At 46.9% G+C, this 18,305-nt stretch carries 19 protein-coding genes and 1 pseudogene; 14 read left to right on the top strand and 6 right to left on the bottom strand.

The window, feature by feature from the left end; genetic code table 11:
* Window positions 1-8: 8 nt before the first annotated feature.
* On the top strand, window positions 9-890 hold the full coding sequence (locus tag AR383_RS19475) for a LysR family transcriptional regulator (RefSeq protein ID WP_055734631.1): 882 nt from the start codon (window positions 9-11) through the stop codon (window positions 888-890).
* On the opposite strand, the gene AR383_RS19470 is transcribed toward AR383_RS19475, so the two are convergent.
* Entirely contained in the window at window positions 891-1,481 is a 591-nt protein-coding gene (locus tag AR383_RS19470; RefSeq protein ID WP_055734630.1) for an FMN-dependent NADH-azoreductase, read from the bottom strand. It abuts the gene before it with no gap.
* A 460-nt stretch (window positions 1,482-1,941) separates the two neighbouring features.
* Here AR383_RS19470 and AR383_RS19465 point away from each other — a divergent pair, with 460 nt between their 5' ends.
* The 4 genes from AR383_RS19465 (at window position 1,942) to AR383_RS19450 (ending at window position 5,436) form a co-directional block, all read left to right on the top strand.
* The gene (locus AR383_RS19465; RefSeq protein ID WP_055734629.1) at window positions 1,942-3,156 is read left to right on the top strand and encodes a cation:proton antiporter; all 1,215 of its coding nucleotides are present in this window, start codon (window positions 1,942-1,944) and stop codon (window positions 3,154-3,156) included.
* Between the two features lie 143 nt (window positions 3,157-3,299).
* A complete protein-coding gene (locus AR383_RS19460; RefSeq protein ID WP_055734628.1) occupies window positions 3,300-4,133 on the top strand; it encodes an ion transporter in 834 nt (277 codons plus the stop codon).
* Window positions 4,134-4,202: 69 nt separating this feature from the next.
* Entirely contained in the window at window positions 4,203-4,910 is a 708-nt protein-coding gene (locus AR383_RS19455) for a glycerophosphodiester phosphodiesterase family protein (protein ID WP_055734627.1), read from the top strand.
* 49 nt (window positions 4,911-4,959) lie between these two features.
* Window positions 4,960-5,436 (top strand): hypothetical protein, encoded by a 477-nt coding sequence (locus AR383_RS19450; protein WP_055734626.1) that lies wholly within the window; start codon window positions 4,960-4,962, stop codon window positions 5,434-5,436.
* 5 nt (window positions 5,437-5,441) lie between these two features.
* Here AR383_RS19450 and AR383_RS19445 read toward each other — a convergent pair whose 3' ends face one another.
* Window positions 5,442-5,984, bottom strand: coding sequence for a GNAT family N-acetyltransferase (locus tag AR383_RS19445; RefSeq protein WP_055734625.1), 543 nt, complete (start codon window positions 5,982-5,984; stop codon window positions 5,442-5,444).
* Between the two features lie 16 nt (window positions 5,985-6,000).
* Window positions 6,001-6,324, bottom strand: a complete 324-nt coding sequence (locus AR383_RS19440; protein WP_055734624.1) for a DUF2956 family protein — start codon at window positions 6,322-6,324, stop codon at window positions 6,001-6,003.
* Between the two features lie 163 nt (window positions 6,325-6,487).
* Between AR383_RS19440 and AR383_RS19435 the strand changes: the two genes are divergently transcribed.
* The gene (locus AR383_RS19435) at window positions 6,488-7,714 is read left to right on the top strand and encodes a uracil-xanthine permease family protein (RefSeq protein WP_198150266.1); all 1,227 of its coding nucleotides are present in this window, start codon (window positions 6,488-6,490) and stop codon (window positions 7,712-7,714) included.
* Between the two features lie 56 nt (window positions 7,715-7,770).
* Here AR383_RS19435 and AR383_RS19430 read toward each other — a convergent pair whose 3' ends face one another.
* Window positions 7,771-8,364 carry a LysE family translocator gene (locus tag AR383_RS19430; protein ID WP_055734622.1) on the bottom strand — a complete coding sequence of 198 codons (594 nt, stop codon included), beginning with the start codon at window positions 8,362-8,364 and terminating at the stop codon, window positions 7,771-7,773.
* Window positions 8,365-8,480: 116 nt separating this feature from the next.
* Between AR383_RS19430 and AR383_RS19425 the strand changes: the two genes are divergently transcribed.
* Window positions 8,481-9,866, top strand: coding sequence for an aminotransferase-like domain-containing protein (locus AR383_RS19425; RefSeq protein ID WP_055734621.1), 1,386 nt, complete (start codon window positions 8,481-8,483; stop codon window positions 9,864-9,866).
* A gap of 101 nt (window positions 9,867-9,967) precedes the next feature.
* Complete coding sequence (locus tag AR383_RS19420; RefSeq protein ID WP_055734620.1) at window positions 9,968-10,810, top strand: 23S rRNA (adenine(2030)-N(6))-methyltransferase RlmJ; 843 nt, start codon at window positions 9,968-9,970, stop codon at window positions 10,808-10,810.
* Between the two features lie 52 nt (window positions 10,811-10,862).
* Here AR383_RS19420 and AR383_RS19415 read toward each other — a convergent pair whose 3' ends face one another.
* Window positions 10,863-11,513: a BUD32 family EKC/KEOPS complex subunit gene (locus AR383_RS19415; RefSeq protein WP_055734619.1), complete on the bottom strand. Its 651-nt coding sequence runs from the start codon at window positions 11,511-11,513 to the stop codon at window positions 10,863-10,865.
* A gap of 258 nt (window positions 11,514-11,771) precedes the next feature.
* Between AR383_RS19415 and AR383_RS22730 the strand changes: the two are divergent.
* The 6 genes and pseudogenes from AR383_RS22730 to AR383_RS19385 all read left to right on the top strand — a co-directional run bounded on the left by AR383_RS22730 (window position 11,772) and on the right by AR383_RS19385 (window position 17,455).
* A pseudogene (locus AR383_RS22730) lies at window positions 11,772-12,571 on the top strand (DeoR/GlpR family DNA-binding transcription regulator).
* Window positions 12,568-13,593, top strand: coding sequence for an ABC transporter ATP-binding protein (locus tag AR383_RS19405; RefSeq protein WP_055734618.1), 1,026 nt, complete (start codon window positions 12,568-12,570; stop codon window positions 13,591-13,593). The pseudogene AR383_RS22730 and the gene AR383_RS19405 overlap by 4 nt, the downstream one beginning before the upstream one ends.
* Window positions 13,594-13,606: 13 nt before the next feature.
* Window positions 13,607-14,890 (top strand): ABC transporter substrate-binding protein, encoded by a 1,284-nt coding sequence (locus AR383_RS19400; protein ID WP_055734617.1) that lies wholly within the window; start codon window positions 13,607-13,609, stop codon window positions 14,888-14,890.
* 52 nt (window positions 14,891-14,942) lie between these two features.
* Window positions 14,943-15,809, top strand: coding sequence for a carbohydrate ABC transporter permease (locus AR383_RS19395; protein ID WP_083481704.1), 867 nt, complete (start codon window positions 14,943-14,945; stop codon window positions 15,807-15,809).
* A gap of 29 nt (window positions 15,810-15,838) precedes the next feature.
* Window positions 15,839-16,654, top strand: coding sequence for a carbohydrate ABC transporter permease (locus AR383_RS19390; RefSeq protein ID WP_198150181.1), 816 nt, complete (start codon window positions 15,839-15,841; stop codon window positions 16,652-16,654).
* A gap of 3 nt (window positions 16,655-16,657) precedes the next feature.
* A complete protein-coding gene (locus AR383_RS19385; RefSeq protein WP_083481703.1) occupies window positions 16,658-17,455 on the top strand; it encodes an HAD family hydrolase in 798 nt (265 codons plus the stop codon).
* Here AR383_RS19385 and AR383_RS19380 read toward each other — a convergent pair.
* Window positions 17,452-18,276, bottom strand: coding sequence for a phosphotransferase family protein (locus AR383_RS19380; RefSeq protein WP_055734614.1), 825 nt, complete (start codon window positions 18,274-18,276; stop codon window positions 17,452-17,454). The genes AR383_RS19385 and AR383_RS19380 overlap by 4 nt on opposite strands.
* Window positions 18,277-18,305 lie beyond the last annotated feature (29 nt).

Below are 18,305 nucleotides of genomic sequence, written 5' to 3'. Positions count from 1 at the left end.
GGCTAATCATGGAATTACGCCAACTACGTCAATTTGTTGCCGTCGCCCAATTGGGCAGCTTCACCGCTGCAGCCAAACAGCTAGGTATTGCGCAACCGGCGATTAGCGCCACCATAAAAAAACTAGAGCAACAACTGTCGATTCAACTACTACAACGTAACGAACGAAAAGTCAGCCTAAGTGCCGAAGGTGAAGTGCTGTATCAGCATGCCACTCAACTGCTTAAGCAAGCCGAAGATACCGAACAGGCGATGCAGTCTTTAAAGGGCCTAGACAGTGGCACCGTCACCATTGGTATTCCCAGCATGATGGGCTCATATTTTTTCCCACCGCTGTTGATGGCCTTTAAAAACCAATATCCACAACTCAATTTGTCAGTGATTGATGCCGGCACCGAGTTGGTCAGACAAAAGTTGCTTAATGGAGAATTAGATCTGGGGATCGTGGTCACTACCGATGTACCCGCAGAATTAGTCTGCGAACCCATTTATACCGGCGAACTATTGGCTTGCTGCAGCCAAGACAATCCATTGAGCCAACAAAACAGTATTAGCCATCGAGAATTTTTAGAACATGAACTGGTGCTATTTAGAGAGGGCTACTTTCACCATAAGGTGATCGAGCAAATCAGTAGAGAACAGCAAATGGTGCCGCAGGTATCATTTCAAACCAACTTAATACCGTTAATTAAATCGATAGTAGCGCGGGATTTTGGGATTAGTACCTTGCTTAGTATGGTGTTACAGCCAGGGGATGCGCTGCACTCACTGAGTTTTGATCCACCTTTTTATTTAGAGCTTGGCTTGGCATGGCGACGTGATGCTTATCTATCACGCGCCAACCAACGTTTCAGGGAATTTGTATTGGCGAATTGCCAAGACCGAAGCTAATTAGATCAGGCTGCTAATTTGCTCTTGCGCCTGTTCCATTTGCTCTTTAGCGAACTGCTCACCCATGTTTAGGGCTTCCGCATAAACCACTTCAACTTCATTGATACCCAAGAAACCAAGTACCAACTTTAAGTAAGGGATTTGCGTATCGCTGGCGCTGTCTTTGTGAATACCGCCACGGGTAGTCACGATAACAGCTTTGGTGTTTTCAATAAGACCTACCGCACCTTGTTCTGTGTATTTGAAGGTCACCCCTGCACGGGCCACCATATCAATCCAGTTCTTAAGCTGAGTAGGAATAGAGAAATTGTACATAGGCGCAGCCATTACTAAGACATCGGCTGCTTTTAGTTCTTCAATCAAGCGGTCTGACAAAGCCACGGCTTGTTTTTGCAGTTCACTCATGTCATCACTGCCACGCAGGGCTAACGCGATATCACCAGTTAACACTGGAAGCGGCTCTGCGGCTAAGTCACGGCTGGTGATTGTAGCACCTTGTTGTTTATAACCATGCTCAAGCTTCTCCATTAGCGCTGACGAACTAGAGTAGCCACCTAAAATACTTGATTTAAGCATAAGAACATTTTTCATACGACATGCACCTTTAAACTGATGAACTAATTTTATAGGGCTAGATTAACAACATCTAATTAGAATAAAAATCGCATAAATTCGCGACAACATTTCTAAATAATAGAAACATTGAAAGATTCAGCCATTAATCACTCACACCAAATTTGACTCTGCAATATCCTGATTCGTTGTTAGCGAGAGTGATAAACGGGCTTGCAAGACCTTTGCTGAAACGGGAGTACTCGTTCTCAACAATAAGGCTTGGTGAGTTAAGTCACCTCAAATTACGCCAAAGCACTGACTACATTAGGCTAGTTAGTGTAATGAACTCAAAAGCTTGGCATAATCTTTAAACAGCATTGTGCTTAGGTTTAAAGAGTCGAAATGTAGCAGTGTCAAGCCAACACTAGGCATACTCTCAACTATCTGTTTTCAGTTAACCTAAGCCCGTATTCATTGTTAGCTTAAGGAATCAAGGATGAACCTAGAACATGTTTACGCGGTTATGAGCGTTCTCGCTGGCATCGTTTTTCTCTATACCCTAGTAGCTAAACGCATTGAGAATTCGGTCATATCTGGGCCTATCGTTTATGTCGGCTTAGGCTTGCTGCTGGGTGAAAAAGGCTTTGGCATCATTAGCGGATCAATTGAAGGCAATGACCTAAGACCATTTGCCGACCTAACGCTAGCATTGATTTTATTTTCGGATGCTGCCCACTCAAACTTGAGAGTATTAAAAGAAAAAGCGATTTATCCAGCAAGAATGTTACTGCTTGGCTTACCAGGAGCAATTATTGTTGGTTTTCTGCTAGCAGTAGTCATATTCGACGTACTCTCCGTAATCGAAGCAGCGATTCTCGCCACCATGCTAGCGGCGACCGATGCGGCATTGGGTAAGGCGGTAATATCGAACCCTAAGGTTCCCGCTCCAGTGCGTGAGGGTTTGAATGTGGAAAGTGGCCTAAACGATGGCCTTTGCGTTCCGATCCTTTTACTGTTGATTTCTATCGCAACCAGCTCTGCCGATACCGAGATAGGTGTCAGCCATGGCATCATGGTATTTGCCGAAGAATTAGGCATCGGCATGTTAGTGGGTCTGTCTTTAGCCTATGTCGGTGCGAAACTACTCTACTGGAGCGCCAAAATAGCATGGCTTAGTGAGGTATGGGGGCAACTCACGGTAGGAGCTATCGCCCTATGTAGCTTTGGTTTAGCCCAAACCCTACACGGCAGCGGTTATATCGCGGCATTCACCGGCGGGCTACTGTTTGGTCATCTGGTTTCCCGGCATACTCACCGCTTAGTTCTCGCCACCGAAAGCATCGCCGAGCTGCTCGCCATGTTGACCTGGATACTTTTCGGAGCAGCGGTGGTGGGACGCATCTTGGGCTTGTTCTCAGCCAATATGGTAGTCTACTCCTTGCTGAGTCTAAGCGTGGTGCGGATGCTGCCTATCTACCTCTCTTTTAGCAAAACAGATGTGCCAGCCAAGCATCGATTATTTATGGGCTGGTTTGGCCCTCGAGGACTAGCAAGTATTGTATTTACCATCATTGTCTTAGATGCCGAGTTACCCGGTGCAAAATTTATTGCCCTAGCGGTAACCTGCACAGTTATCTTGAGTTTAATACTACACGGTGTTAGCGCCCGCTTCCTCGCCGAACGCATGGGCAAAGACGAGCCTGACAGTTAATCGCCACGAAGCATCCCCCCACTAGTTGGAAGGGACGTCGCTTTCCTTGCAATGGACTTTCTGATGAGAGAAAACAAAAACAAATGCTAGCAAGATTAACATCGCTATATACTTATAATGTCTAGATAATCAGGGATGAAACCGTGGAACAGCAGCCGAAGCAGCAAAACGCCTTACAAAAGCGACTCTATGAAATTATTTTTGGCTACAATACCCCGGCCGGAAAACGCTTCGACTTATTACTGATTATTGCCATTATCTCCAGTGTTAGTGCGGTCATTCTTAATTCGGTGAGCCAACTAGACCAGCGTTATCATCAATGGTTTATTACCACCGAATTAATCTTTACGGTGTTTTTTACCATTGAGTACTTGGCCCGCTTATATTGTTCTCCGCAACCTAAAGAGTATGCCAAAAGCTTTTATGGGGTGGTCGATTTACTCGCGATTCTTCCCACCTATTTGGCGCTGCTCTACCCTGCCGCTCAAGTGATGTTATTGTTTCGCTTACTGCGGATCTTAAGAATTTTGCGGGTATTAAAGCTGGTGCGTTATGTCAGTGAAGCCAATGTATTATTGCGCTCACTGCTACTGGCGCGGCGTAAAATTTTGGTTTTTCTGTTTTGCATGGTGCTACTCACCACCATTTATGGCGCCTTAATGTATGCCATAGAAGGGCCAGCCAATGGTTTTACCAGCATTCCTAAGAGTATTTATTGGGCCATCGTTACCATTACCACGGTGGGTTATGGTGACATTTCACCCGTAACGCCCTTAGGCCAAGCATTAGCTGCATTGGTGATGGTAACCGGTTTTGCCATTATCACCGTGCCCACCGGTATCGTAGGAGCAGAGTTAGTTAATGAGCTGCGCCGCGAACACTCACTACGCCGCTGTTTTCATTGCGAACGCGCCGGTCACGATAGTGATGCCGACTACTGTAAATATTGTGGCGCAAGCCTGCATCAACAGACATAATATGAGCCAATATCTAATCAAGCCACAACCACAGAGGCGCGGCTATATTTTTAGTCAAGGATCATCACCATGCTTATTATTGCTGGACATCGCGGCGCTGCAGGTAGCACTCCAGAAAACAGCCTCGCTGGTTTAGACCGCGCGGCACAATTGGGTTTACATTGGGTTGAGTTTGATACCTTTCTGAGTAAAGACCACCAAGCCATCGTATTTCACGACGAAACTCTAGAACGTTGTAGTAATGGTCAAGGTAAAGCCGCTGAACACACGCTGGCTGAATTACAAACTCTTGATGTGGGCGCTTGGTTTGCCCCAGAATTTGCCGGACAGACGCTGCCCAGCCTACGCGAATATTTACTCCACGCGAAAAGCTTAAAGCTGAAACTCAATCTAGAGCTCAAATACCACCAGCAACCGCGCCAACAATTGGTTGAAGCGGTGCTTAAAGAAGTGGAGCATTGTGATTTTCCACTAGACGATCTGCTCATTTCCAGCTTCGACCACCAAAGCCTGCTGTTTTTGCACCATCAGGCTCCGCAATTTAAGCTGGCACAGTTATATGAAGAAATCCCCAATAACTGGCAACAACAGCTGCAAGATATTAAGGCTGTGGCCTGCCACGTGGACTACCAACAAACTTCGGTAGAGCAAGCCAAACAAATCAAACTGGCGGGTTATCGCTTGTCTACATACACTGTAAATGAGCCCAAAGAAATCACCGCCTTGTTACCGTGGCTAGACATGGTAATCAGTGACTTCCCTGAGCGATTTCTGTAACGCCACTAGCCCGTTAAGGATCAAGGGCTGATTTCGCAGGAAGCGAACTATGACATCAGTAAGTTCATTAGCGCAGCACCAGCTAAAAGAGCAAATTCTCGACCAAGTATTGAGGTTTTTACTGGACGGTGATTGGCAGCAAATAGAAATGCAAAATATTGCCAATCACTGTGGTATTAGCGAGCCAGTCTTGCGCAGCTGCTACCCCACCCTGTCGAGTATCACCACAGCAGTAAATACCCGTCTCACCGAAACCTTTATTCAGCATTTGGATTTAAGCAGCCGCGAGAATTTACGCCTTTCTTGGTTAGACAGCCTTGATTCATCAAGCTTCAGTAATATTGTTCGTTTGTTTATCGATGCCTCACAACAGCAAAGCATTGCCTGGCGCTTAGCCAATGTGGGTTGGACTCAGTTTTCCAATTTAGTGGCCAGCAAATTGGGCTATCAAGCGGTGAATCAGGATCTTCCCTGGCTACTAGGCAAGTCCATGCTTAAGTTCATTAATCAACGTAACCGCAGTTAAGCCGCTTAAAAGCCTTTGGCGCAATCTTCGGTTAACAAGGAATAGACCGCCGCATGGCTGGGCTTACCGAGGTCGATAACTCGCGCTCGAGCCAAACACTCAAACTGCGCTCCGGCTTTCTCGGCCACGCGCCGACTGGCAAAATTACGCTCTGCCACCACCAACTCCAAACGATTAAGCTGTAAGGCATTAAACGCATAATCTGCCATTAAGCGCACGGCTTCTGTTGCAATGCCTTGGCCGCTGGCACTGCTTTTCACCCAATAGCCCAAATTGGCCGCTCGATAGTTCCATTCAACTCGGTTAATCGCAATGGCGCCGAGAAACTCGCCGCCGCGAGCAGCAAAGATCCCCATATCAAAGGCCAAGTTTTTTGCCAGTGCGACCTTACTTAAGTTGATCCAAGCCATGCTTTCTTCCAGTGGGTAATCCACCTGCATCCAATCTAACCAGCGCTCGCCCAGCTCGGCGGTTTCTCGTACCGCCTGCGCATGTGCGCTAGCATCTTCAGTTAGATACGGGCGAATCAGCACCTTTTGGCCTTTCATGTTTTATTCCTACTCGCTAGTGACTAAACCAATAAGCGACAAACCCCAGCCAAGATAAAACCAACAAGATCCAAGGCAAGTACTGTACTTTGGGCGCGGCTTCTAACTCTGAGCTTGCCTGCTCAACGCGCGCAGGCTGACGCTGCTTCTTACGTAGTTTATCAGCTTCGCGCTGCTTAGCTTTTTGCTGTTTCTTGTATTGCTCTATGCCCTTTTGGATCCCCGCCGAAATTAACTTGGTTTGCTCTTTAGTTTGACCAGGGCGTTGGTTAGCCTTGGCCAAGGCATCGGCACTGGCGATGGTTTCTTCAGAAGGTTTGCTTTTAGTTGCTTTAGCCACAGGTTCTCCTCATTATGTTAATCCCTAACTATACTCGCCTAAGCGGTCTAATAAATCGACTAACCATAATAAAACCAAACCTTTTTCATCGACTCCCTACTTTGATCATTTTTTTATCCAGCCCTTGCCATTACACTAAGTGAATTTTTTTGTTCACAGGGAGATAAAACAGATGAACACCCCACTACTCGGGGCACAAATGCTATTGGTGGCATTTGGCGCTACGACCTTAGTTCCACTACTCACCGGGATCAGTCCCAACCTAGCACTATTGGGTGCTGGTATTGGTACGCTAATATTCCAGTTTTGTACCAAGCGTCAAATTCCGATTTTTTTAGGTAGCTCGTTCGCCTTCATTGGCCCAATTATTTTGGGAACCCAACAATTTGGCTTACCCGCGACCTTAAGTGGTTTAATGGCCGCCGGTTTCATGTTCATCATCATTAGTGGCGTAGTCAAGCTACGTGGCGTAAAAGTGATTGAGCGTTTTCTCCCACCGGTCGTGGTTGGCCCGGTAATTATGGTGATTGGTTTAGGCTTGGCGCCGGTTGCAGTAAACATGGCTTTGGGTAAAACCGGTGACGGCTCAGCGGTATTAGTAGAACAAGACATTGCCTTGCTGATTTCATTGGCAGCGCTGTTTACCACCATTGTGGTATCTATTTTTGCCAAAGGCATGCTCAAGCTAATGCCGATTATTTGTGGTGTGGTAGTTGGTTACGTATTAAGCCTATTCTTTGGCTTAGTTGATTTCAGCTCGGTGGCTAACGCAGCTTGGTTTGCTATTCCCGAGTTTGTGACTCCAGAATTTAATTGGCAGGCCATTTTGTTCATTGCGCCCATTGGTCTAATTGTTACCATTGAGCACTTTGGCGACATTCTTGCCATTTCTAACGTGACCGGTAAAAACTTCGTTGAAAAACCTGGCATTCACCGCTCGCTATTGGGCGACGGCATAGCCACCATGACCGCAGCCAGCTTTGGTGCGCCGCCAGTGGTGAGTTACGGTGAAGTAACGGGTGCGGTAAGTTTGCTAAAAACTTACAACCCAGTGATCATGACCTGGGCAGCGGTATTTGCTATAGCCTTGGCCTTTGTCGGTAAAACCGGTGCCCTATTGTTGTCTATTCCGGTACCGGTGATGGGCGGTATTATGTGTTTACTATTTGGTGCCATTGCCGCAATCGGTTTAAATACCTTAATCAGTAAGCAAGTAGACTTAACCATTCCCCGTAACTTGGTGATTGTCTCGGTTACCTTGGTATTTGGTATTGGTGGCATGGTGGTAGGCATTGGTGAGTTTACCCTTAAGGGAGTTGGCCTATGCGGTATTCTAGCGATTATTCTTAATATCGTACTGCCTAAAGAAGAAGCGAAAGCCTTAGCTTAATCACTAACTTTAATGCATAAGGCGGGAGCTCCCGCCTTATTTAACGATACTCTTGATTATACCCACAGTAACACCACACAGCCGGCAGTAAGCAAAGACATAATAAAGTTAAAGCGTTGTCTGGCGACAGGGGCACTTAACCAGCGCGCGATAAACTTGCCGAAACTCACCCAAATAGAACCCGTCACCGGATTAACCAAAAAGAATACCAATACCAGCCCCCCTATAGACTCCCAGTAGGCCTCGCCCGCCACAGCAAAACTGGCCACCGCCGATGACGTCATCATCCACGCTTTGGGATTAAGATATTGAAACCCTAAGGATTCAAAGAAACTTAGTGGCTTGGCCATCTGCTGCTGTGACAATTGACTCTGCTTTAAAATACGCAGCGCTAGATATAACAAATAAGCGCTACCGGCTATTTTTAGGCCCCATTGCATGCTTGGATATTGCTGAAAAACCCAACTCAAACCCAAAGCCATGAGTATAATCATGCTGGCAATCCCCACCGGAATCCCCACCATTTGCGGTAAGGTTCGCTTGTAACCAAAGTTAGCCCCAGAAAATGTCAGCAACATATTATTTGGTCCCGGAGTCCCTGCCATCACTACCGCAAATACCAGCATTGATGAAAACAATGCAATATCCATATTCTCCCCCCTTTAAATTGTATCGATACAATTAAGCAAAATTAGCAAAAAAACGTCGTTTACCATCAATATTCACGCTAATATAGCCGTAACAAGAGATCAAAAGGTTTATTGTCATGATGACAATTTGGCAAAGCTTAGATAACAATGAAAACAAGGCTACTCAGATAGTTGCCCAAATCCGTGCTTTAATAACTGAGCAACAGTTGCAGGCGGGTGACAAACTACCGCCACAGCGGCAATTGGCCGAACACCTCGGTGTTACCGTAGGCACCATTACTCGTGCTTACGCTCAAGCGGAAAAGCAGGGTTTAATCGAATCCAAAACGGGCAGCGGTAGTTATGTCAAAGCCGCCATCAATTACCAGCAACAATGGGGCAGCCTAAAGAGCAGCCAACAGCACATCGGCTTATGGCAAAACAGCGCCTTTACCCAAGCCCGAGCGGCGCATTTAGTACCTTTACTACAAAACTATGCCCAAGCGGGCGAGCAGCTAGACCAGCTATTTGATAACGACTACAGTCAGAGTTTACTCAGTCAGCGCGAACAAGTATGCGCTTGGTTAAATCAAGGGCAGCAGATCTTTAATCCAGAACAGTTGTTTTTTAGCTATGGTGCTCAACATGGCTTAAACCTGAGTTTAATTGCCTTGCAACTAGTAGGCGAGCGGATACTCTGTGAAGAGCTTTGTTACCCCGGCCTAATCACTCTTTCTAAGCAACTGAACATTGAACTAAAAGGGCTAAGTCTGGATCAGCATGGAATATGCCCCGACAGTTTATTAAGGCAGATAGAAAAATACCGCCCGCGGGCGATTTACTTAACGCCGACCTTGCAAAACCCCACCACCGCCATCATGCCAGAAGCTCGCCGCCAGCAAATTATTGATATTTGTCGCCAGCATCAAGTCATCATTATTGAAGATGACGTATGTGGCTTATTGCCCGACCAACGCCCTCCCACCATGGTTGAGATGGCGCCACAACAAGTGATCTACTTAAATAGTTTTTCTAAAGGGGCCTTCAAGGGCCTGCGCTTCGCCTACCTACACGCTCCCGCGCACCTACAAACCGCATTTAACAGTGCGATTCGCGGCAGTAGCTGGAACATAAGCCCGCTGTTGGTCGACCTCGCTGTTCAATGGATACAGGCGGGATATGCCGACCAAGCCTTAGTAGAGCAACGCCGCTTAATCGGCCAACGGGCACAATTGCTCCACCACCACTTAGCAGGCTTAGACTATGACTATCAAGACGGCGGGCTGCACTGTTGGTTACGCCTACCGGCCAGTTGGCGCTGCGCCCAATTTGTTAACGCCGCGCGCGAACAAGGCGTTGAGGTGGCTTCCGCCGAGCATTTTGTGGTAGATAACCAAGCTAGCCCCAATGCGGTGCGGCTCTCTTTGGGCCAAGCGGATAGCAACTTGCAGCTCGATCAAGCCCTAAGCATAGTGGCCAAGTTATTAAAAAATTCACCGCCAGCAAGCCCGCAGCTTTTCTAAGCTCTGGGCTAATAAACTTGCATCTAAGGGGTCTCTACCTAGACTAGCGCTGTATTCGCAGCTTAGGCTGCGACCCTTACTCCCCAGATCGAGAAAACACTTTGTTAAGCTATCGCCACTCTTATCATGCTGGAAACTTCGCCGACGTACTAAAACACCTAGTGCAACAGCGCATTCTTGCCTATCTGACTCAAAAAGATAAACCGTTGTGTTACATCGACACTCACGCTGGAGCTGGAGCCTACAGCCTGAACAGTCCAGAGGCGCAGAAAAAAAGCGAGTTTGAAAACGGCATCGGCAAGTTATGGAGTGCCGATGACTTACCCGAGCTAGTTAAAAACTATCTCAAATTGGTGAACCAAATTCACCCTGAGAAGACTCGCCAGCATTATCCGGGCTCTCCGTGGATAGCCAAAATGATGCTGCGCCGTGAAGATCGTTTATTCCTTCACGAACTTCACCCTAGTGAACAAGCGCCGCTCAACAGTCTATTTCAGCGCGATAAACGAGCCAAAATCCGCCAGCAAAATGGTCACCAAGGGCTGATTGAACTGCTACCGCCAAAAGAGCGCCGAGGCTTGGTATTAATTGATCCGTCCTATGAAGTGAAAGATGAATATAAGACGGTGGTGAAAACCCTTAAAGAGGCCTACAAACGTTTTGCCACTGGTAGTTACGCGCTGTGGTACCCGGTGGTTGAGCGCTACCGTATCGACAACTTAGAGAAGCAACTGTGCAACAGCGGCATTCGTAATATTCAGTTGTTTGAGTTAGGCATTCGCCACGACAACGAAGACTTTGGCATGACCGCCAGTGGCATGATAGTGATTAACCCGCCATGGACGCTACTCAAAGAGATGCAAACCGTACTGCCCTACTTAGCCGAGACCTTGGGTGAAGAAGGTGAAGGCAACTGGCGCGCCGAAGTACTGGTTGAAGAGTAGAATTTAAAGCTGGCACGATAGTGCCAGCCTCTAAGCAAGCGCTATTCAAGGCTTAAGCATAATCAGCCAGCCATTGATTAACCGTGGCTAAAAACGGTTCGGTAATTGGCTTGGCTGAATCCACCGGCTGGTGAATGGCGCTGGCATCCCCGGTGGTCTTGTAGGCTTTCATACCCGCCGAGTTCGCCCAGTAGTACAAGCCCCAATGAGCTAAATCCCACTGCTCTTCATAGGGATTGGTTTCGTAATCAAGGTAGTACAAGCGGCCCTTATTCAGAATAAAATTATCTGGGTAGTAATCAATATTTAAGCCCAGCGCTTTAATCCGTTTAGCCATCTGACAAACCTGTTGAACACAAGTTTGAGGTAATGCATCCCTTATCACCAAGTCGGTGACCAAGTCACCTTCGAGGAACTCCTTAACTAAATAAGCTTGCTCGGGATTGGCGTCCAACAACTGAGGAATAGCAATACCAGAGGCCTTCAGCCTAGCGTAGGCTGCCTGTTCCAGCTCCACCTTATTGTTATCACCAAAATCATAATACGGACAAGGCTCAGCATGCATTAATTTCACCACATACTGTTGCTCAGGCCCCTGGGCCAAATAAGAGTAAGCAGACTTACCTTTGCCTAACAAGCGCAGTAACTCTAACTCTCCTAACTGACTGCTTACTCGCTGTCCCACCGCATTATTCACCTGCATTCGCGACTCCTTAGCTTGATAGCTTTATTCAGCGAAAATTAAAAACACTTCATTTAGTAACTGAAAATATAAGTTGAAAAGTTTTAAAGCAAATATCAGCTGAGTCGAATAACCCTTAGGCTGCTATACATCCTTATTCGAAACTCTTGGCGCCATATGCTGTCATCAAGCTGTCAATTTTCATTCACTAAAAAGTCATACGAAAAACCTACCCTTTCGTTCGAACAAACAATGCTGAACTAAAGGTTTCTTACGAAGATGGAACTATCACCAAGACAGGTTGAAATACTAAGGCTGTTAAAAGCAAATGCGGGAAATGTTTCCAGCACTGAATTAACTGAACATTTTGCTGTATCTGTGCAAACCATTCGTAAAGATTTGAATGAGTTAAACCAACAAGGGCTAGTCAACCGTGTGCATGGGGGCATCCAACTACCAACCCAAAGTCACAATTTATCGTTTTCTAATCGACAAGTCATTCACCTACAAGAAAAAAAGCAGATTGCCATTAACTTGGCTGAGTTTCTCCCCGAAGGAGCCAGTATATTTTTAGGCATTGGCACAACTCCACAACAGTTAGCATTGCAATTACTGCATCACCCGGGCTTAACCGTTGTGACAAACAATCTAAATGCTGCGGTTGCCCTATGCTGCAACCCCAACATTCAAACCTATATGGTAGGGGGCGAATTCGTGCCACCGACCAAGATGTGGTAGGGGAAGATGCCACCAATTACTTTCGTAAATTTCAGGTGAACTACGGCATTTGTGGTACTGGCGGGATCTCGGCTCAAGGTGACCTATTAGACTTTTCCCCCGAAGAATCCCACCTAACTCAGACGATATTAGAAAACTGTGAGCAACGGATTTTAATCGCAGATCACCACAAGTACTTGCGCAGTGCTCCGCTAAAAAGCGGTCACCTGAAACAAATCGACCGTTTTTTTACCAATCAGTTAGACGCACCTCTCGCTGAGTTATGCCACCAACTTAGTATCAGAGTCCATACCGAAACTCCCCCAGCCGCTGACTTAAGCCAGCATGTGAGGCAACTATGAGCTTTCTCAGAGCCAGTGGATTGGCTAAACACTACCAGCAACAAATCGCTGTGGCAGGACTAGACTTCGAAGTGGAACAAGGCCAGTTTGTCGCACTGTTAGGCCCTAGCGGCTGTGGAAAATCCACCACTTTAAATATGCTTGCTGGTTTAGAACACCCCACCCGAGGAAAAATTCAACTTCAGCAACAGGACATCACTCACTTCCCCCCTGGCCAACGCCAATTATCGATGGTATTTCAATCCTACGCCCTGTTTCCTCATTTATCGGTGCAAGAGAATATTTTGTTTGGGCTTAAAGCCCGAAAAATGGCCCGTAGCGAACAACAAAAACGTCTCAAACACGCCTTAGAATTAGTCGATCTAGGGCAGCATATGCACAAAAAACCGGCGCAACTTTCCGGGGGACAATGCCAACGAGTGGCCTTAGCACGCAGCATTGTTTCACAAGCGCCACTGTGTTTAATGGACGAACCCTTGTCCAATCTCGATAGTAAACTACGTAATGAAATGCGTAGCGAAATTCGTCGCTTACAACAAAGTCTAGGCTTAACCGTTGTCTACGTAACCCACGATCAGGTGGAAGCGATGAGTATGGCTGACCATATAATCTTGCTCAACCGAGGAAAGATAGAACAGCAAGGCAGCCCAGAAAGTTTCTACCAACAGCCACAATCCACCTTTGTGGCCGCCTTCATCGGCCATCCACCAATGAACCTGCTACCCCATGCTGAAGGAATTTTGGGAGTAAGACCCGAACATATTCAACTAGCAGAGCGAGGACATCCGGTACGCGTCCAGCACTGTGATTACCAAGGGCCAAGTACCATTCTCAACGTCAGTATCAGCGATGGTCCCTATCGAGGCGCAGATAACGTTCAATTTTCGGTGTCGGGAAAACAACAGCTTACTTCCGGTAGTCAACTAAAGATCAACTGGGATCCCAATAAAGAACACTCTTTTTGCTCCACTAACGGCCAACGCTTGGCCAGCTCTTATACAAACTTAAAATCCGCTATTTAAAGGAACTAACATAATGCGTGTAAATGTAAAGCAGTGCCTTAGCACCGGACTACTCGGCTTGGTCTTATCCACTACCGTCCAAGCCAAAACTGAACTGACTATGTATTATCCAGTATCTGTCGGCGGAGCCCTTACCAAGGTAGTCGACTCGATGATTGAAGAGTTTGAGGCCAGCCACCCAGACATTGATGTCAATGCAATCTATGCCGGTAACTACAACGATGCACGAGTAAAAGCCTTGGCTGCACTAAACAGTGGCCAGCCCGCTCAACTGTCCGTCATGTTTTCCATCGATGTTCATGAACTAATGGACCTGGATGCCATCGTCGCATTTGACGATGTAATCTCCACAACAGAAGAGCAGCAGTGGCTTACTAGCTTCTACCCTGCCCTAATGGAAAACAGCATGGTGGAAGGCAAAACCTACGGAATTCCTTTCCAGCGCTCCACCATTGTTATGTATTACAACAAGGATTTATTCCGTGAAGCTGGGCTAGACCCAGAGAAGGCTCCTAGCAGTTGGGACGAACTGATTGAAATGGGTCAGCAACTCACCAAACGTGATAACAACGGTCAAGTAAGCCAATGGGGAGTGATGATCCCTTCAACGGGTTACCCCTATTGGATGTTTGGTGCTCTAGCCAAGCAACAAGGCAAAACCTTGATGAACCAACAGGGCAATCGCACCTATTTCGATGACCCCAAAGTGGTGGAGGCGTTAAACTACTGGCATGATTTGGGAAGCAAATATCAAATAATGCCTAGCGGCACCATCGAGTGGGGAACTTTACGCCAAAACTTTTTGGAACAAAAAACCGCGATTATGTGGCATTCAACCGGTAACTTAACCGCAGTTAAAAACAATGCCAAATTTGATTTTGGTGTAGCAATGTTACCTGCTCAGCAACAGTTAGGCTCCCCCACTGGAGGAGGCAACTTTTACATCTTTAAAAAATCCTCGCCAGCAGAGAAAAAAGCCGCACTACAACTGGTTCGCTTCATGACATCTCCGGAGCAAGCGGCTAAATGGAGTATCTCAACCGGCTATATGGGTGTCAGCCCTGCCGCCTACCAAACCTCGGAACTACAGCAATACGTGGTCGATTTCCCCGCGGCGGCAGTCGCCCGCGACCAGCTAGATTATGCTACTGCGGAGTTAGCTACCCACCAAGCTGGCAGAGTACGTAAAACGCTGGATGACGCGATTCAGGCTGTATTGTCAGATCAGCTCAGCGCCGAACAAGCTTTAAGTAAAGCTCAGCAGCAAGCTGAACGGATCCTTAAACGTTATCAATAGCCACCAATCAACAGAGCGGCCCAGCCGCTCTTTGTTGGCATCAGGAGCAAAGATGTTTCACTCTCGACAAGTCCAGGCATGGTGCCTACTCGCCCCCGCCTTAGTGCTACTGGTTTGCTTTACTTACTACCCTATTAGCAACACCATTTGGCGTAGCTTATTTGGCTATGGTGTACAAATGGGTGAGCAGTTTAGCAGTGAACACTACCGTTTTTTGCTGGACGATGAGGTATTTTGGCTGGTACTAAAAAATAATCTTCTATATGCCTTAATTACAGTTCCGCTCTCTCTGGCCATCGCCTTAAGCATGGCACTGTGGGTTAATCAAAAGCTTGCAGGTAAAGCCTGGCTTCGTTTGGCCTACTTTACCCCAACCATGTTACCGATGATTTCAGTGGCCAATATTTGGCTGCTATTTTACAGCCCGGAAATTGGCATACTCAATAAAATACTGGGATGGTTTGGCAGCAGTGGCGTAAATTGGTTAGGAGACCCAAGCGTTGCCCTGTATAGCCTTATGGCTATGAGTATTTGGAAAGAAGCTGGCTTCTTTATGATATTTTATTTGGCTGCGCTGCAAACCATATCGCCCGACCTCTATCGAGCGGCGGCCTTAGACAATGCTTCACGCTGGTACATCTTCCGCCGCGTTACCTTTCCCCTGCTAATGCCGACCACTTTATTTGTGTTGGTCAATGCGGTGCTAAATGCGTTCAAACTCGTGGATCACCTATTCATTTTAACTAAAGGTGGCCCCAACAACGCCACCAACCTGCTGCTTTATTACATCTTTGAAAACTCTTTTGCCTTTTTCGACACCGCCTATGCTTCCGCACTCACTGTGGTACTGCTGGTTTTACTCATGATCATGGCGCTAATTCAATTTGCACTGGTCGAAAAAAAGGTGCACTACCAATAGCTTTTAACCAAGAATGATTGAGGTTTACCTTGACTAACAGCAATAGCTTAACAATATTTTCCAACATCGCCGCTTGGTTATTAGGCATATTATGGGTATTACCATTAGTCTATGCTTTTTGGGCCGCGTTTCATGGCAGCGAGTTCACCACTCGTTTTGAACTACTAGCGCCCATAGAACTAACTAATTTTCAAAGAGCATGGCAGCAGGCGCCGTTTATCCGTTACATCATCAATACCGTGGCGATCAGCGGCCTTATTTTAGCGGGGCAACTGCTAGTGTGTACCCTTGCGGCTTATGCTTTAGCCCGCATAGCTTTTCGTGGTAGAGCACTCATATTTAGTTTGATCATTCTGCAACTGATGGTCACGCCAGAAATCTTAATTGTTGAAAACTACCAAACACTGTCTTTCCTCGGGATCATTGACAGCTACTCAGCGGTAGCCTTGCCCTACATTGCCAGTGCTTTCGGCATTTTTTTACTGCGCCAGAGCTTTAAAACCATTCCCAAAGATCTAGAAAACGCCGCCAAGCTAGAAGGCTGCTCGTTGCTGCAAATCATTTGGAAAGTCTACGTCCCTCTGGCCAAGCCTACCTATTTTGCCTATGCGTTGGTCTCTATCAGTCATCATTGGAACAATTTCTTATGGCCTCTGGTGGTGACCAATACCGATAATAGCCGCCCATTAACTGTTGGCTTATCCATCTTTGGAGCGCCAGAATCGGGGGTAGACTGGCCAATTATTTGTGCAGGCACCCTAATCTCCATCGCGCCCTTACTGCTGGTATTTCTAATGTTCCAGCGCCAATTCATCCAATCGTTCATTAGTGCGGGAATTAAATAAGTAATGCCAATCACTTCAAGCCAAAAAATCCAGCAACCCTTAGCCCTACCACAGCGCTTTCCATTTAAACCACGAGTATTATTTAGTGATGTTGATGATACGTTAACTTGGCAAGGTGAATTGCCAGGCGTCGCCTTTCAAGCATTACTCACATTACGCGATGCAGGAATAAGCGTGGTGCCAGTCACTGGAGCCAGTGCAGGCTGGTGCGATTGCCTACTAAAAATACTCCCTATTCGCTATATTGTCGGCGAAAATGGGGCCTTCTGGATGGAACAACACGCTCGCGGTTATACCCAGCTACATTTACTCAAACCTCAGCTACAAATGCAGCAGCAACAACAACAGCTTAAAGACATCGCCACCCAACTAAACCAACAATTCCCAGAAATTCACTTTGCTCAAGACCAAGCCTACCGAATTAGTGATGTTGCACTAGACATAGCTCAAGCGGCTCAAGTCGATATCACTAGAGCTAAGGCCGCAACAGGCTGGCTTAAATCACAAAACGTGCAAGCCCAACTAAGCTCGATACATATTAATCTCTGGATGGGACAGCACAATAAAGCCAGCGGCGCCTTGGCCTGGCTTAAAGCAAAAAACATTAAGCTGGATGAAGCGTTATTTATTGGTGACTCTGGCAATGATGAGGCCATGTTCCAGCAGTTTAAGCCCAGTGTCGGAGTCGCCAATGTGCAACCTTTTATTGCAGACTTAAGTCATGCGCCAACTTACATCACCGAAAAAAGTGGTGGTTGGGGCTTTGCCCAGTTGGCCAGCAGTTTATTAGAACACCATTAACTCACACCGCTAGCACTTAACTTAGCCAACCAGCCTTCACTGCGCTCTGCTAAGGCCGAGTAACTAGGTTGATATTGCCAATACCAAGCTAAGTCTAAGAGCTCAACTGCCACTTCTAATTGGCTAAAGCACTTTTCAGAAAAACCGCTAAGCGCAATTAAATCGGCGCGCTGCTGCGCATTCACCGGGCAGCGCTGAGCCACACTGGCGGCATCCCAACCGGGCATGGAGGTGGCGGCGTACTCCCAGTCTAATAGCAGTAACTGTTGCTGAGGGCCAAGCAGCATGTTGTCTAAATGTAGGTCGTGATGATTAAAAGCGCGGCCACTTGGCCACGACTGAGCAGCAAACCAGCGCAAGGCCTGCTGCTTAAAATGTTGTGCCGCAGGGTGAGTAATATCTAATAAATAGCGCTGTAGGTAATGGCACATATCAAATTCAGGCAAGCCTTTACCTAAGCTAGGTAGGCTGCCTAACACTTGCAACAGCTGTTGCCATAGCTGAGGTGAAAACTGGCTTAAATCACTCAGCACTTGTCCCGCCTGATAACGGTACAGCAGAAAATCGCCCGCTAAACTGAGCGGATGTTGCTCAATCATCCACGGCTGCCCTTTAAGCTGTTGTAATACAGCCGATTCACGTTGATAATCCAAGCCATAACAAGGCTGCTGTTGATTAAGTCTTAATACCCAAGACTCGCTTTGGGTGAGCAATAACCATGAATGCTGATGTCCAGCCGCAAAACGGTCTATTTTTAAAATGCGGCCTAAGTGTTGTTGTAGTTGCTGAACCAGGCTTGAAGGCAGTACAGAATCGAGCAAAGTGGCTTCCCACAGGGTCTTAAGTAAAT

This window comes from Agarivorans gilvus, from assembly GCF_001420915.1.
GTDB classification, from domain to species: domain Bacteria; phylum Pseudomonadota; class Gammaproteobacteria; order Enterobacterales; family Celerinatantimonadaceae; genus Agarivorans; species Agarivorans gilvus.
This window is presented reverse-complemented; position numbering and strand designations above follow the sequence as displayed.

Excerpts from the sequence above, each read along its gene's own strand:
- AR383_RS19470 (WP_055734630.1), bottom strand. The coding sequence starts at position 1,481 with ATGAAAAATGTTCTTATGCTTAAATCAAGTATTTTAGGTGGCTACTCT.
- AR383_RS19400 (WP_055734617.1), top strand. The coding sequence starts at position 13,607 with ATGCGTGTAAATGTAAAGCAGTGCCTTAGCACCGGACTACTCGGCTTG.
- AR383_RS19450 (WP_055734626.1), top strand. The coding sequence starts at position 4,960 with ATGACATCAGTAAGTTCATTAGCGCAGCACCAGCTAAAAGAGCAAATT.
- AR383_RS19475 (WP_055734631.1), top strand. The coding sequence starts at position 9 with ATGGAATTACGCCAACTACGTCAATTTGTTGCCGTCGCCCAATTGGGC.
- AR383_RS19455 (WP_055734627.1), top strand. The coding sequence starts at position 4,203 with ATGCTTATTATTGCTGGACATCGCGGCGCTGCAGGTAGCACTCCAGAA.
- AR383_RS19445 (WP_055734625.1), bottom strand. The coding sequence starts at position 5,984 with ATGAAAGGCCAAAAGGTGCTGATTCGCCCGTATCTAACTGAAGATGCT.
- AR383_RS19385 (WP_083481703.1), top strand. The coding sequence starts at position 16,658 with ATGCCAATCACTTCAAGCCAAAAAATCCAGCAACCCTTAGCCCTACCA.
- AR383_RS19405 (WP_055734618.1), top strand. The coding sequence starts at position 12,568 with ATGAGCTTTCTCAGAGCCAGTGGATTGGCTAAACACTACCAGCAACAA.
- AR383_RS19415 (WP_055734619.1), bottom strand. The coding sequence starts at position 11,513 with ATGCAGGTGAATAATGCGGTGGGACAGCGAGTAAGCAGTCAGTTAGGA.
- AR383_RS19465 (WP_055734629.1), top strand. The coding sequence starts at position 1,942 with ATGAACCTAGAACATGTTTACGCGGTTATGAGCGTTCTCGCTGGCATC.
- AR383_RS19430 (WP_055734622.1), bottom strand. The coding sequence starts at position 8,364 with ATGGATATTGCATTGTTTTCATCAATGCTGGTATTTGCGGTAGTGATG.
- AR383_RS19425 (WP_055734621.1), top strand. The coding sequence starts at position 8,481 with ATGATGACAATTTGGCAAAGCTTAGATAACAATGAAAACAAGGCTACT.
- AR383_RS19395 (WP_083481704.1), top strand. The coding sequence starts at position 14,943 with ATGTTTCACTCTCGACAAGTCCAGGCATGGTGCCTACTCGCCCCCGCC.